General features: G+C 55.4%; 12 protein-coding genes and 1 riboswitch. Of the genes, 9 read left to right on the forward strand and 3 right to left on the reverse strand.

Features of this window, described 5'->3' with window-relative positions; translation table 11 throughout:
* Positions 1 to 28: 28 nt before the first annotated feature.
* Together NST04_RS30805 and NST04_RS30810 are read right to left on the reverse strand one after the other, a co-directional pair.
* Positions 29 to 346 (reverse strand): hypothetical protein, encoded by a 318-nt coding sequence (locus tag NST04_RS30805; protein WP_341187635.1) that lies wholly within the window; start codon positions 344 to 346, stop codon positions 29 to 31.
* A 140-nt stretch (positions 347 to 486) separates the two neighbouring features.
* Positions 487 to 1,806, reverse strand: a complete 1,320-nt coding sequence (locus tag NST04_RS30810; RefSeq protein ID WP_341187636.1) for a helix-turn-helix domain-containing protein — start codon at positions 1,804 to 1,806, stop codon at positions 487 to 489.
* A gap of 117 nt (positions 1,807 to 1,923) precedes the next feature.
* Between NST04_RS30810 and NST04_RS30815 the strand changes: the two genes are divergently transcribed.
* The 8 genes from NST04_RS30815 to NST04_RS30850 all read left to right on the forward strand — a co-directional run bounded on the left by NST04_RS30815 (position 1,924) and on the right by NST04_RS30850 (position 11,875).
* Complete coding sequence (locus tag NST04_RS30815; RefSeq protein WP_341187637.1) at positions 1,924 to 4,203, forward strand: glycoside hydrolase family 3 C-terminal domain-containing protein; 2,280 nt, start codon at positions 1,924 to 1,926, stop codon at positions 4,201 to 4,203.
* 118 nt (positions 4,204 to 4,321) lie between these two features.
* Positions 4,322 to 4,430, forward strand: a riboswitch (guanidine-I (ykkC/yxkD leader).
* A gap of 59 nt (positions 4,431 to 4,489) precedes the next feature.
* Positions 4,490 to 4,849: a DMT family transporter gene (locus NST04_RS30820; RefSeq protein ID WP_341187638.1), complete on the forward strand. Its 360-nt coding sequence runs from the start codon at positions 4,490 to 4,492 to the stop codon at positions 4,847 to 4,849.
* Position 4,850: 1 nt separating this feature from the next.
* A complete protein-coding gene (locus tag NST04_RS30825; protein WP_341187639.1) occupies positions 4,851 to 5,165 on the forward strand; it encodes a DMT family transporter in 315 nt (104 codons plus the stop codon).
* A 107-nt stretch (positions 5,166 to 5,272) separates the two neighbouring features.
* A complete protein-coding gene (locus tag NST04_RS30830) occupies positions 5,273 to 6,136 on the forward strand; it encodes an aldo/keto reductase (RefSeq protein WP_341187640.1) in 864 nt (287 codons plus the stop codon).
* A 528-nt stretch (positions 6,137 to 6,664) separates the two neighbouring features.
* A complete protein-coding gene (locus tag NST04_RS30835) occupies positions 6,665 to 8,104 on the forward strand; it encodes a PTS mannitol transporter subunit IICB (RefSeq protein WP_341187641.1) in 1,440 nt (479 codons plus the stop codon).
* Positions 8,105 to 8,212: 108 nt separating this feature from the next.
* Positions 8,213 to 10,279: a BglG family transcription antiterminator gene (locus tag NST04_RS30840; RefSeq protein WP_341187642.1), complete on the forward strand. Its 2,067-nt coding sequence runs from the start codon at positions 8,213 to 8,215 to the stop codon at positions 10,277 to 10,279.
* Positions 10,280 to 10,295: 16 nt separating this feature from the next.
* A complete protein-coding gene (locus NST04_RS30845) occupies positions 10,296 to 10,730 on the forward strand; it encodes a PTS sugar transporter subunit IIA (RefSeq protein ID WP_341019648.1) in 435 nt (144 codons plus the stop codon).
* Positions 10,730 to 11,875, forward strand: a complete 1,146-nt coding sequence (locus tag NST04_RS30850; protein ID WP_341187643.1) for a mannitol-1-phosphate 5-dehydrogenase — start codon at positions 10,730 to 10,732, stop codon at positions 11,873 to 11,875. Before NST04_RS30845 ends, NST04_RS30850 begins: the two co-directional genes overlap by 1 nt.
* 106 nt (positions 11,876 to 11,981) lie before the next feature.
* Here the strand turns inward: NST04_RS30850 and NST04_RS30855 are convergent, their stop codons facing one another.
* Positions 11,982 to 13,055, reverse strand: a complete 1,074-nt coding sequence (locus tag NST04_RS30855; protein WP_341187644.1) for a M42 family metallopeptidase — start codon at positions 13,053 to 13,055, stop codon at positions 11,982 to 11,984.
* A gap of 148 nt (positions 13,056 to 13,203) precedes the next feature.
* Between NST04_RS30855 and NST04_RS30860 the strand changes: the two genes are divergently transcribed.
* Positions 13,204 to 13,380, forward strand: coding sequence for a hypothetical protein (locus tag NST04_RS30860; RefSeq protein ID WP_341149070.1), 177 nt, complete (start codon positions 13,204 to 13,206; stop codon positions 13,378 to 13,380).
* Positions 13,381 to 13,514 lie beyond the last annotated feature (134 nt).

Here is a 13,514-nt window from a genome sequence, read left to right on the forward strand (position 1 = left end):
TCCAGGCAGTCCGGGAGGCACTATAATTCTAACCGTCAGTCACCACCACCGCCGCCACCAGAATCTCCACCGCCGGAATCCCCGCCGCCTCCGAAATCGCCGCCTCCATGGCTGCCGTGGCCTCCGCTGTCCCAGCCCCCGTGGCTGCCGTGATGATGATCATGTGAATGATTCCCGTGGTGATGACCCTGATGATGGCTGGCGCCGCTGTGCCCGTCCGTGCCTGGATGGATTTTGTGCGGGCTGTTTTCGTTGTAGCTGCCCGCATCGGCTCCGGTACCTGTGATGAAATAATGATCCCCCGAGTGAGAGCGGGTTCTATTGCCATAATTTTTATACCGGGCATTACGATTGCTGCGATTAATACCCATCACCGCAACGAATATAACTGCTCCTGCGAATAGTAAGCTTCCCATCATGCAGAACCTCTCCTTTAACCAAATGTAGGATTGCCCTCATAGCAGAATCATACCATAATTATGGAAACTATTTGGAATGCTGCTTGAATTGTCTCGGGGTGAGACCGGTATACTTCTTGAATACCTTGGTAAAATAGCTCTGGTCGTTAAAATGCAGACGGGTAGCGATGTCCGACAGCGTAATGCCGGGCAGCTCGATTAGACGCTTGGCTTCTTCAATCCGCTGCTGCTGAATGTAGTCGCTGATGGCGGTGCCGGTTTCTTTTTTGAACAGCTGGGACAGATAACTGGCATTCAGTCCGGCGTATTGAGCCAGCCTGCTGAGCGGAAGTTCTTCATACAGATGATTGTATATATAATTCCGGCACCGGTCGGAGATTCGGGAATGTCTTGCGCTGCGGCTGCCCGCTACCTGATCGGCGAAGTCGCAGAGCGCGGCCAGCATGGCCCGGTCCACCGCCGGAATATCGCGAAGCTCTTCAATATGCTGGATATGGAAGTCGCTGAGCGTATAGGCGATCTCCCAGAACAGCCCGCCTTCAATTGCTGCGCGGGTAGCCAGGGTGATGGAGGAGACGGCCAGGTTTTTTTTGCTGCGCAGCTCGCTTTTCCGGGACAACCTTCCGTAGCTCTCCTCGGCAAAAGAAGCATGGGTCCGCAGCAGCCCCGCCTTGTCCCCGTTCGTAATATGGCGGAACATTTCGCGTTCCTGCATGGGGTCGTGGTGCAGCCACGTATGCTCGCGGCGGTAGGACAAATCCAGATCCGGGCTGTCGTCTGCCGGATGCAGCGGTTCCGTCAGCGTATCCGCCGCCAGCAGCAGCTTCGTTACGGACAACGCCTGCCCGGTGACTAGCGTGTAGAGCAGCAGCGCCGCATGATACCAGCGCTTCCGGCTGATCACAGGCAGGCTGCCGTAGTACTCCAGCCAGCTTGCCTGCTGCCCGGGCGGGATGTTGTGGTCGCGCAGCAGGCTAGCTGCGTTATCACCGGTAACAGGTGCGTTCAGCGCCGGGCCGGTGACGATGGCCCCGCCTGTACCGGGAAGCCGGAGAATAATGAAACTCTCCAGGAAGCCGGTTGTGTGCAGATGCGGTAACGATGGCGCGGCCGGAGCAGCCGTTCCGTCCGCCGCCTCTCTAAGCGGCCCGTCCGAATCCAAGCTGATAGAACCGCCCTGCGCTCCTCGACGCACATGGACAAGCTCCATCACCTCAACCGGCAGGCCGCCCGTTCCCTGAATGGAAGGGCGTTCCAAGGCAGCCTGTGCCAGGGCTAGACGGGGCACAGCCCCTTCATTCAGCCACAAGACCGGGACCCGGTAAGCTTCGTAGATCAGCTTGCAGATGTACTGTATATTATCGTCATTCCCAGTTAGCTTCGCCATGGGCCGCCCCCTTAATTAGTATACTTAGAATACCAAAGATCGAAAGAGAGTACCATAATTAGCCGGAACAGTCGTATAGAATGGAGTCAAGAAACCGTATTCATAGGAGGCTATATAATGGCAAAGGACATAACCGGGATTCGGAAGCTCATCTCACAAATGACACTGGAAGAGAAGGCCGGACTCTGCTCCGGGCTGGATTTCTGGAACACCAAAGGCATTGAGCGTCTGGGCATTCCCTCAGTCATGGTAACGGACGGACCCCACGGGCTCCGCAAGCAGCAGGGTGACGCAGATCATCTGGGATTGAATAACAGTGTGCCGGCAACCTGTTTTCCGTCAGCGGCCGGACTGGCCTCCTCGTGGGACCGCGATCTGATCTTCCGTGTAGGCGAGGCGCTGGGAACGGAATGCCAGGTGGAGAATGTCGCCGTTTTGCTCGGACCGGGCAATAATATCAAGCGCTCTCCGCTGAATGGCCGGAATTTTGAATATTTCTCGGAGGACCCGTTCCTGGCCTCAGAGATGGCTGCGAATCATGTGAAGGGGGTGCAGAGCCAGGGCGTCGGCACTTCTCTGAAGCATTATGCTGCCAATAATCAGGAGCACCGCCGCATGTCTGTAGATGCTGTTATTGACGAACGGACGCTGCGTGAGATTTATCTTGCCAGCTTCGAAGGCACGGTGAAGCAGAGCCAGCCGTGGAGTGTGATGTGCTCATATAATCAGGTGAACGGGGAGTATGCTTCCGAGAGCTACGAGCTGCTGACCAAGGTGCTGCGGGAGGACTGGGGCTTCGAAGGCTTCGTCGTGTCGGACTGGGGAGCGGTCAATGAGCGGGTGAAGGCGCTGGCGGCAGGGCTGGAGCTGGAAATGCCGTCAAGCGCTGGAATCGGAGATGCCAAGATTGTAGCGGCTGTGAACAGCGGCGAATTGGCTATGGAGACGCTGGATCTCGCGGTAGAACGGATGCTGGCCTTTATTTTCAAAAGTGTAGAAAACCGCAACCCGCAAGCAGTCTTCGATGCAGATAAGCATCATCAGCTTGCACGCGAAGTAGCCCGGGAGAGCATGGTGCTGCTGAAGAACGAAGGCGGGATTCTGCCCCTTGCTAAGAGCGGCCGGATTGCCGTGATCGGCGAATTCGCCAAGCAGCCGCGCTATCAGGGCGGGGGCAGCTCGCATGTGAATCCATCCCGGATGGATGATGCCTTCGCCGAATTGCAGGCCGTTGCCGGGGATGCAGCCAGCTTCCTGTACGCACAGGGCTATGAGCTGGAGAGCGATGACATCAATGCTGATCTGCTGCGCGAAGCCTGCGATACAGCAGCCAAGGCGGATGCAGCGGTGCTGTTCCTCGGCCTGCCGGACCGCTACGAATCGGAGGGCTATGACCGTAGCCATTTGCTGCTGCCTGCGAGCCATAAGGCGCTGATTGAAGCGGTGGCCGAGGTGCAGAGCGAGATTATTGTAGTGCTGAGCAACGGCGCACCGGTCGAGATGCCTTGGCTGCATAGGGCGAAGGCGGTGCTTGAAGGCTACCTGGGCGGTCAAGCTTTTGGCGGTGCGGTTGCGGACCTGCTCTTCGGCGAAGTGAGCCCGAGCGGCAAGCTGGCGGAGACCTTCCCGATGAAGCTGAGCGACAATCCGTCATTCCTGAACTTCCCCGGTGAAGGCGATACGGTGGAGTACAAGGAAGGCTTGTTCGTAGGCTACCGTTATTATGATAAAAAAGAAATAGAGCCGCTGTTCCCCTTCGGCTTCGGCCTTAGCTACACGCAGTTCGAATACAGCGGTCTGCTGCTGGATCAGACCCGCATTCAGGACACAGATACCGTTCAGGTGTCGGTCACGGTCAAGAACACCGGCAGCAGAGCAGGCAAGGAAGTCGTGCAGCTCTATGTCAGCGATGTGGAGAGCAGCGTGATCCGTCCGCTGCAGGAGCTGAAGGGCTTCGCTAAGATTGAGCTGCAGCCCGGGGAAGAAGGCATCGTAACCTTCACTTTGGATAAGCGTTCCTTTGCCTACTACAATGTGAAGCTGGCTGACTGGCATGTAGAGAGCGGGCTGTTCACAATCTCTGCCGGATCTTCCTCACGCGACATCCGTCTGAGCACACAGCTTGAGGTAGAATCCACCGTGAAGCTGTCCGGCCGCTTCCACCGCAACACCACAGTCGGTGATCTGCTCGCCAATCCGCTGACCGAGGAGAAGGCGAAGAGCTTCAGCAGCGTGTTCGGGCTGGAGGATGTGCTTGGCGACAATCCGGAGATGCTGCTGGCCATGATGAAGTATATGCCGCTGCGCGCCATGATCGGCTTCGGCCAGGGCAAGTATACCGAGGCGGATCTGGAGGCGGATCTGCAGGAGCTGAACAGACTGGCGGGGCAGGCGTAGAACTTATCAGCCAAGCGGGGAGGCAGGAGTATCAGGCTTCTGCCTCGGGTGTTTCGGCGGAGCAAGGGTTGCTTTTAGCGGCGTGATTTGCTAACATACGATGTAAATTCATAAGTAGTTAATAGTTCTCTAGGGTTCCGCAGCAGGTTCACCGCTGGCCTGGTCCGAGAGAGAACACACGGATGAAGCTACTCCGTGTAACACGGAGGGACAAAAGCCCGGGAGGTATCGTCAGGTAATGACGATAACCTTCCGGGCTTATTTTATGAAACAGGAGGACGGAGAAATGAAGAAGAACACTAAGAGCTGGATCATGATTGCAGGCGCTGCCTGCTTTGAAGTGATATGGGTCATCGGGCTGAAGCACGCCTCCGCACCATGGGAATGGGCCGTTACGGTAGTTGCAATTCTCATCAGTTTCTACGCGCTCATCTGGGCTAGCGGCAGGCTGCCGGTTGGGACAGTCTATGCTGTATTTGTCGGACTTGGAACAGCAGGCACCGTGCTGGCGGGCGGAATTCTGTTCGGTGAACCGCTGCGGCCGCTGAAGCTGCTGCTGATTGGCCTGCTGCTGGCGGGTGTTGTCGGCTTGAAGCTGGTTACCCCGGCTCAGGCTGAACCGGAACAGGCAAAGGGGATGAACTGAGATGGCATGGGTGATGCTGATTGCTGCCGGAATATGTGAAATGTTCGGGGTCGCCATGATTGGCAAGCTGTACAAGAACCGCAACTGGCAGTCCTTCTGCCTTTTGATACTAGGCTTCGGGGCAAGCTTCCTGCTGCTGTCTCTGGCGATGGAGAGTCTGCCTATGGGGATTGCTTATGCGATCTGGACAGGGATTGGAGCATCTGGGGCGGCGATTATGGGCATGTTGTTCTACGGCGAAGCGCGTGATCTGCGGCGGATACTTTGCATTGTACTGATTCTGGGAGCCGTAACGGGCCTTAAGCTTATCGGCTGAGGCTGCTGAAACGTTCCCGGTATGGACACTTAACGGATGTTTCGTTGCCCCGGATATGGTAAGTATAGTAACTAAGAACATTATTCTTATAAGGAGACTTATCACTTATGAGCAAACCTGTATCTGAGAGTATCCGTCTGAATGACGGAGCAGTGCTGCCCAGACTGGGGCAGGGAACCTGGCAGATTGGCGACCAGCCTGCGAAGAGGGCAGAAGAGATTGCTGCACTTCGCCTGGGCGTGGAGCTGGGCATGAATCTGATTGACACGGCTGAGATGTATGGGGACGGCCGCTCTGAGGAGTTAGTTGGTGAAGCGCTGCGGGGTATCCGCGACCGCGTATTTCTGGTCTCCAAGGTGTACCCGCATAATGCAGGCGGTACTAAGTTGATCGGCAGCTGCGAAGCCAGCCTGAAGCGGCTCGGCACGGACCATCTGGACCTGTATCTGCTGCATTGGCGCGGCAATATTCCGCTGGAAGAGACCGTGGAGGGGATGGAGGCACTGGTTGCATCCGGTAAAATTGCCCGCTGGGGCGTATCCAATCTGGATACGGCAGATATGCAGGAGCTGCTGCACATCCCCGGCGGCAATCACTGCGCAGTGAATCAAGTGCTATATCATCTGGGTTCAAGAGGGATTGAGCATGAGCTGCTGCCTTGGCTGAGAGGGCATAAGATTCCTGTCATGGCCTATTCTCCGCTGGCACAGGCGGGAACGCTGAGAAAAGGGCTGACCGAGAATGAAGCCGTGCAGCGGATTGCCCGGAATCATGAGGTCACTCCGCTGCAGGTTCTGCTGGCCTGGACCCTCCGTGACGGGGATGTCATCGCTATTCCCAAGGCTGCCACCCGTGAGCATGTGAAGGAGAATGCGGCTGCTGCCAAGCTTGTATTCACAGATGATGAGCTGTGGCAGCTCGACGATGCTTTTCCCCAGCCGTCGTGGAAGGTTCCGCTGGACATGATTTGATCATAGCTTAACTGCTGCTGCATGGCATAGCTGTCTCCGCTTAGGGGGCGGCTTTTTTGTTTTGGGGTCCCCGCAAAGAACCTGAGTCATCACCTACGCTAAAGCCCCACTATTCTGGAAATGCACCCTGAATTCGCAGAAAGTGGGCCGAAGGAGTAAATGAGGAGCACTAATGCCCTTGAATTCGCCGCATGCCCCCGACAGAGGGCAGATATGCCCATATAAACTACATCATCCGTACATAGCTAGATTCCGTTCGTTCTTGTACGCTTCTAAGCCTTAAATGATATTATACGTGAATTTGTGCATCCTATGAGAAAGCTTGTAGGCCGATTGGAGCAAGGTGGATACCGGACTTAAGCCACTTGGCAGAAGCTCTTAAATGTTGTCAACAACGTTCATGCCGAAACCGTGTTTTCAATTTGGTGACAAAGAAAGCGCTTTGATTTACGATGTGTTCAAAGGGAAAACACCTTTCAGCATGCAGTGCGGAAGGTTCCCGTTCATTACAATAAGGGGGCATCTTAAATGGCCACAACGGCAACGAAACAAGCTTCATCCGGCGGTGCAAGGGTGAAGGTTCAACAATTCGGACGTATGCTCAGCGGTATGGTAATGCCGAATATCGGCGCTTTTATCGCTTGGGGATTGATTACAGCATTATTCATTCCAACGGGCTGGTATCCCAATGAGAGCCTTGCAGCTCTGGTAGGCCCAATCATTAACTACCTGCTTCCTCTACTGATCGGTTACACCGGCGGACAGATGGTTCACGGTAAACGCGGTGCTGTCATCGGCGCACTGGTAACCATGGGGGTTATCGTCGGCTCAACCATTCCAATGTTCCTGGGTGCGATGATTGTCGGTCCGCTGGCTGCCTGGGTGCTGAAGCAGTTCGACAAAGCAGTGGACGGCAAAATCAGAGCCGGGTTCGAAATGCTGGTCAACAACTTCTCGCTGGGGATCATCGGCGGCGCGTTGACTCTCGGAGCCTTGAAAGGTGTCGGTCCGCTGGTTCAAGGCCTGACCAACATCCTCTCAAATGGCGTGGAGTTCCTGGTTAACCACAATCTGCTGCCGCTCATCAATATCATCATTGAGCCAGCCAAGGTACTGTTCCTGAACAATGCGATCAACCACGGGGTACTGGGACCGATTGCGCTTGAAGAGTCCCAGAGAATCGGCAAATCCATCCTGTTCATGCTTGAATCGAATCCGGGTCCTGGTCTGGGTATCCTGCTGGCATACTGGCTGGCGGGCAAAGGCTCAGCCAAATCCTCCGCACCAGGCGCCATTATCATTCACTTCCTGGGCGGGATTCATGAGATCTACTTCCCTTACATCCTGATGAATCCGCGTCTGATTCTGGCAGTTATCGGCGGCGGAATGTCCGGTACATTCACCTTCCAGATGCTGGGCGCCGGTCTGGTAGCTTCTCCTTCACCAGGCAGTATCTTTGCTTACTTCGCAATGACGCCTAAGGGCGGATATCTTCCAATGATTGCCGGGGTTGTCGTTGCTACCATCGTATCGTTCCTGATTGCAGCTGTGCTTCTGAGATCTTCCAAGAATAATGATCAAGAAGAGATGGATTTGGAAGCGGCAGAAGCCAGAATGAGAGACATGAAATCCGCCGGTACGGCAGCTCAGACTGCGGCTACAGCAACCGTGGCTTCCAATATCCGCAACAAAGCAAGTGTCCACAAAATCGTCTTCGCTTGTGACGCAGGAATGGGCTCCAGTGCAATGGGTGCCTCGGTCCTGAGAAAGAAGCTGCAAAATGCAGGGGTGAACATCACCGTTACGAACTCTGCAGTCAGTGAAATTCCGGCGGACGCGGACATCGTGGTCACCCAGAAGACCCTTACCGACCGGGCGATTGCCAGCAATCCGCAGGCAGAGCATATCTCGATCGATAACTTCTTGAAGAGTCCGAAATATGATGAGCTGGTAGAACGTTTGAAGTAAGAGGCACAAGTGTAAAATCTAAGCATATACTTCTCGCTGAAACGGATGCCGTCCCTTATAGGACGGCATATCCGTTTATGCTTGATGCAAGGCGGAGGGTTAGCTGAAATGACGAAAATTACCGCCAGACAGCGCCAGATCCTGTGGCTTCTGCTCGAAGCCAGTGGAGAGATTACCGCTGTGAAAATTGCCGAGGCTACCGGGGTAAGTGTAAGAACCGTACACCGGGAGATGGAGGACATAGAATCCGTGCTTGAGAACTTTGGTCTTGATCTGATCAAAAAATCAGGCAAAGGGATTGGATTGAGCGGCCCGGAGGCCGGTCTTGCGGAGCTGCGCCTGTTCCTGCAGGAAGAGAAGCCGGCGGATTATTCCGGCGAAGAACGCAAGGTATTCGAGCTCTGCATTCTGCTGGAGGCGGAGGAGCCGGTGAAGCTGTTCACTCTTGCGCATTCCCTTAAGGTTACAGTGGCCTCTATCAGCTATGACCTGGATGAACTGGAGCAATGGGTTCGCAAGTTCGGACTGGAACTGGTCCGAAGGAGAGGCTACGGCGTTGAAATTACCGGCAGTGAGATTGACAAGCGCCGGGCGATTGGCCGGTTAGCCGCAGAGCATCTGGATCTGTCTGATCTGGTCGGCCATGGTTCTCTGGCTGAGAGCAATCCGGCTTTTCGCATGCTGTTGACTACAGTCGGTCAGTCCAACCTCATGGAAGTAGAGAATACGCTGTGGGATATGGAATGGAAATGGACGGCGGAGCTTCCCGAAATTGTCTATATGGAAATGCTCCTGGCCCTTGCCGTCACTACCCGGCGGATTGAGCTTAGCCGGAGCATCGACAGCGGGGCGGAAGCAGGCTATTCCAGAGTTTCCGACCACCGGAACATTGCCGGAGCCGAGCGATTTGTGCAGCAGCTCGCAGAGGTGCTTGAGCTGAAGATTCCCCGGGTAGAGATTCTGTATATTGCCGGGTTGTTCGACCGGGTTCAGGATTCCTTCTCCTCTTCAGGCTATGCTTACGGCGATATTGAATTAATGGAGATTGTTTACAAGCTGACCGAGAGCGTGGTCAAGCGGACGGGGCTGCCCTTTCAGAGCGACCGTTCCCTGCGCGAGGGTCTGCTGGAGCATATTGATCCGGCACTGAAGCGGATCCGGGAGGGCACACGTATCCGTAACCCGCTGCTCGGCCCGATCCGCAGGGATTACGAATATCTGTTCAACATCATCCGCGCAGCCGTGGAGGATATGCAGCTGGAGCCCCAGATCCCGGATGAAGAAATCGGATTTCTGGTCATGCATTTCGGAGCTTCCGCAGAGCGGCTGAACCAGCTAAGGCGCAACGTAAGAGCCATTCTGGTCTGTGCCAGCGGCCTCAGCTCCTCCCGGCTGCTAGCTACCCGGCTGACCAAGGAAATGCCGCAGATCGAGATTCTCGGCAATATCTCCTGGTATGAAGCGGCGCGTCTGCCGGATGAAGATTACGATCTGATTATATCTACCATTGATCTGCCGATTGACAAGGAGCGTTACATCAAGATCAGCCCCCTGCTCACAGCGGAGGAGATCGAGAAGCTGCTGAATTACATTCAGAACACGACGCTGCGGGAACGGGAGAACGGGAGGAACGGTGAACCGGACCAGGCGGTCCGGGAGGAGGGCTCGCTTGAACGGCTCCGGAGCTACAAGGGCATTCTGGATGAGATCGTCAGCTTGCTGGAGCGGTTCCGGTTCCATCCCATTGATAACAAGGGGATGGATCTGTCAGCGACGATAGTGGAAATGCTGGAGACACTGAATGGTAACGGCGTGGTCGGAGATGCCGGTATTGTGCTGGAGCGTCTGCTGGAACGGGAGCGGATGACCAGCCAGGTCATTCCGGATACCGCGCTGGCGCTGTTCCATACCAGAAGCAGTCATATTCACCTGTCATCGCTGACCCTGTACCGGCTCGATCAGCCCGTAATTCTGGAGGGGAATACAGAGGTCCGAGTCATTCTGCTCATGCTGGCTCCGCGCAGACTCTCTAAGGAGAGCCTGGAGGTGCTCAGCGAGATCAGCGCACTTCTGCTGAACTCCGAGCTGGTTCAATTGCTGGAAGAACGTTCAGAGTCCGAGATCCGGGGGTATTTATCCTCGGAGCTGCTTCATTTTTTCCAAAATAAATGTTGAAAGAGGGAGAAACCATATGAGTATACTGTCAGAAAATAAAGTGATTATGCACGGAGCCGCAAACGATAAATATGAAGCCATCAAGATGGCGGGCAAGCTGCTGGTCGATGCAGGGCATGTCACGGAGGAATATGTTCCTAAGATGCTGGAGCGCGAGGAAGTAGTGTCCACGTATATGGGCGGCGGATTGGCTATTCCGCATGGTACTAAGGAGGCGCGGCCTTATATTAAGTCCACTGGTTTGTCGATCATCCGCTTCCCGGACGGGGTGGATTTCGGCGGCGATGAGCCGGCGTTTGTAGTCATCGGCATTGCAGCCGCAGGCGACGGACATATGGAGGTTCTGACGAACGTGGCGATGATTTTCACCGAGGATGATGCCATTGACCGCGTCATGAACGCTCCTACGGCTGCTGATGTTATTGCAATCTTTGAAGGAGGACTGGAGTAATGAAGGCGGTCCATTTCGGCGCGGGCAATATCGGCAGGGGCTTCATCGGGCTGCTCTTGTCGCAGGCGGGCTATGAAGTTACTTTTGTGGATGTGAATGAGGCCTTTGTGACCCAGCTCAAGGAACGCGGCGAGTACCCGGTCACGCTGGCCAGCGACGGTCAGGAAACAGTCATCGTGAAGAATGTTACGGCTCTTAGCAGTGTAACGCATGCAGATGAAGTGGCGGCCGCCATTGCTGAAGCGGATCTGGTTACTACGGCGGTCGGCGTATCGGTTCTGAAGCATATCGCGGGTGTACTGGCTGATGGCATCAGCCGAAGAGTAGCTGTCTCCTCCGCACCGCTGCATGTGATCGCCTGCGAGAATGCGATTGGCGGCAGTGCGCAGCTCAAGGAGCTGGTGTACGCGAAGCTGGATGAAGAGAGCCGTGCGAAGGCTGAATCTTCGGTTGCTTTTCCGAACGCGGCAGTGGACCGGATCGTTCCGCTCCAGCAGCATGAGGATATTCTGAAGGTGGTCGTTGAGCCGTTCTATGAATGGGTGGTGGACGCCTCGCAGATGATCCCGGGCTATACGCCGGTTGAAGGGGTGCATTACGTAGAGAATCTGGAGCCGTATATTGAACGCAAGCTCTTCACTGTGAATACAGGCCACTGTTCTGCGGCGTATCTTGGTTTCCTCGAAGGATACGAGACCATTCAGCAGGCCATGGCGGATGAAGCGTTAACGGCGAAGGTTCGTGAGGTGCTGGAGGAGACCGGCGCGGTGCTGGTCCAGAAGCATGGCTTCGATGCAGCGGATCACAGTAAGTATATCGATAAAATCCTGGAGCGCTTCCGCAATCCGGCGCTGACCGATGAGGTATCCCGTGTAGGGCGTTCGCCGGTGCGCAAGCTGTCGCCGAATGACCGTTTGGTATCCCCTGCAACACAGGCGTATGACAGAGGGCTGGGCTACACGGCGCTGACGCGATCTATGGCCGGTGCGCTGCTGTTCAAGGCAGGCGATGATCCGGAAGCTGTGGAGCTGCAAGCTGCAGTCGCGGAGCTTGGAGCAGAAGCGGCACTGACGAAGTACACGGGGCTTGCTGCGGATCACCCGATTCATCAGTCTGCGATGGAGCAATACGCGAAGTTGAGCTAAGAACCTATGTGTTAACAACATAAAAATACAGCCGCAGGGAAAGCCTATAAGCTTATCCCTGCGGCTGTTTGCGTTAGTCTGCGACTCTTAAAAGTGGAGAGATTGATTAGCTGTTCTCCAGAATCGTCTGCAGTGTCGTACGGTCCAGTCCTTGGACCAGCTTGATCAGCAGCTCTTTGGCTGCCGCATAATCGTCACTGTGGATGATCGAGGTTGCCGTGTGGATGTAACGGGAGCAGATCCCGATTACTGCTGAAGGAATGCCGATTCCGCTGAGATGTACCTGACCTGCATCCGTTCCTCCCTGGGAGACGAAATACTGGTATTTGATCTTATGAGTGTCGGCTGTATCCTGCACATATTCAATCAGCCCCCGGTGGGTAATCATCGTCGGGTCAAAAATACGCAGCAGCGCGCCCTGGCCCAGATGGCCGAAGGCCTGGCGGTCGCCGGTCATATCAGCAGCGGCGCTGGCGTCCAGCCCGAAGAAAATATCCGGGGCCAGCAGATTGGCAGCCGTCCGGGCACCGCGTAGCCCGACCTCTTCCTGAACGGTAGCCCCGCAATAGAGCGTATTCGGCAAGGCTTGTCCGTGCAGTTCCTTCATTAATTCAATAGCCAGTCCGACACCGTAGCGGTTGTCCCAGGCCTTGGCCATAATCTTCTTCGGATTGGCCAGCGGTGTGAACGGGCATACCGGTACGACCTGCTGTCCCGGAGCGACTCCGAAGCTCTGCGCTTCCTCGCGGCTGTCCGCACCGATATCAATGTACATCTTGCTGATCTCCCCGGCCTTGCCGCGTTCATCCCCGCTCAGCAGGTGGATGGGTGTACTGCCGACTACACCGTTCAGCGTACCCTTCGGCGTAATGATCTGCAGGCGTTGTGAGGCCACGGCCGAAGCCAGCCATCCGCCCAGCGGTGTGAAGCGGATCATCCCGTTGTCTGTAATGCCGGTAACCATGAAGCCTACCTCATCGAAATGGCCGGCTACCATAATCTTGGGACCGTTAGCTTCACCGCGCATTACGCCGAACAGGCTGCCCAGCCGGTCCTGCACGAATTCGTCCGTATAAGGCGTCATAGCCTCCTTGACATAAGCACGCAGCTCGCGCTCGAAGCCGGAGGCTGAGGGGAATTCTGTTAAGGTTTTGAACAATTCAAGGGTATCTGTATTCATACATATATCGCTCCTTTATGACATCTAGTATGAACATTCTTACGCCGCTTGTCCATGCCGGAAGAGCAAATGAACACAAGGGCTCCCTGTGCGAATACTATACGGTAAGGGCTCTGCAGGCAGGAGCCGGAGAAAGGAAGCGAGGAGAATGTGGCTCTCGGGGAGCGTAGCCCAGGCAGGCAGCCGGAGCGGATTCCGCAAAGTGCCGGTCCGCCGGCAAAGCTTGCCCAGGCGGTACCGCCGCCGGTACGGGCGGGAGAATGAGGCGGTACTGATCCTGGTTCTGTTTTTGCTGCTGATTGTTGTGCTGTTTTATTTTTCCTGAGCAGGAGGGACATAACGGGGCCGCCTGAAGTGAATAATAAGGAAAACTTAATTCTGCATAACACGAAGGGACGGGACTGCAGCTTACCCGCTGCCCGGTCCCTTTCGTATCCAACAGTTCAGGGGGTGTCTGCA

The sequence above is a fragment of the Paenibacillus sp. FSL H7-0756 genome, from assembly GCF_038006765.1.
Taxonomy (GTDB): domain Bacteria; phylum Bacillota; class Bacilli; order Paenibacillales; family Paenibacillaceae; genus Paenibacillus_AQ.

Coding starts and splice junctions, on each gene's coding strand:
- NST04_RS30805 (WP_341187635.1), bottom strand. CDS start 346: ATGCCCGGTATAAAAATTATGGCAATAGAACCCGCTCTCACTCGGGGG.
- NST04_RS30810 (WP_341187636.1), bottom strand. CDS start 1,806: ATGGCGAAGCTAACTGGGAATGACGATAATATACAGTACATCTGCAAG.
- NST04_RS30815 (WP_341187637.1), top strand. CDS start 1,924: ATGGCAAAGGACATAACCGGGATTCGGAAGCTCATCTCACAAATGACA.
- NST04_RS30820 (WP_341187638.1), top strand. CDS start 4,490: ATGAAGAAGAACACTAAGAGCTGGATCATGATTGCAGGCGCTGCCTGC.
- NST04_RS30825 (WP_341187639.1), top strand. CDS start 4,851: ATGGCATGGGTGATGCTGATTGCTGCCGGAATATGTGAAATGTTCGGG.
- NST04_RS30830 (WP_341187640.1), top strand. CDS start 5,273: ATGAGCAAACCTGTATCTGAGAGTATCCGTCTGAATGACGGAGCAGTG.
- NST04_RS30835 (WP_341187641.1), top strand. CDS start 6,665: ATGGCCACAACGGCAACGAAACAAGCTTCATCCGGCGGTGCAAGGGTG.
- NST04_RS30840 (WP_341187642.1), top strand. CDS start 8,213: ATGACGAAAATTACCGCCAGACAGCGCCAGATCCTGTGGCTTCTGCTC.
- NST04_RS30845 (WP_341019648.1), top strand. CDS start 10,296: ATGAGTATACTGTCAGAAAATAAAGTGATTATGCACGGAGCCGCAAAC.
- NST04_RS30850 (WP_341187643.1), top strand. CDS start 10,730: ATGAAGGCGGTCCATTTCGGCGCGGGCAATATCGGCAGGGGCTTCATC.
- NST04_RS30855 (WP_341187644.1), bottom strand. CDS start 13,055: ATGAATACAGATACCCTTGAATTGTTCAAAACCTTAACAGAATTCCCC.
- NST04_RS30860 (WP_341149070.1), top strand. CDS start 13,204: ATGTGGCTCTCGGGGAGCGTAGCCCAGGCAGGCAGCCGGAGCGGATTC.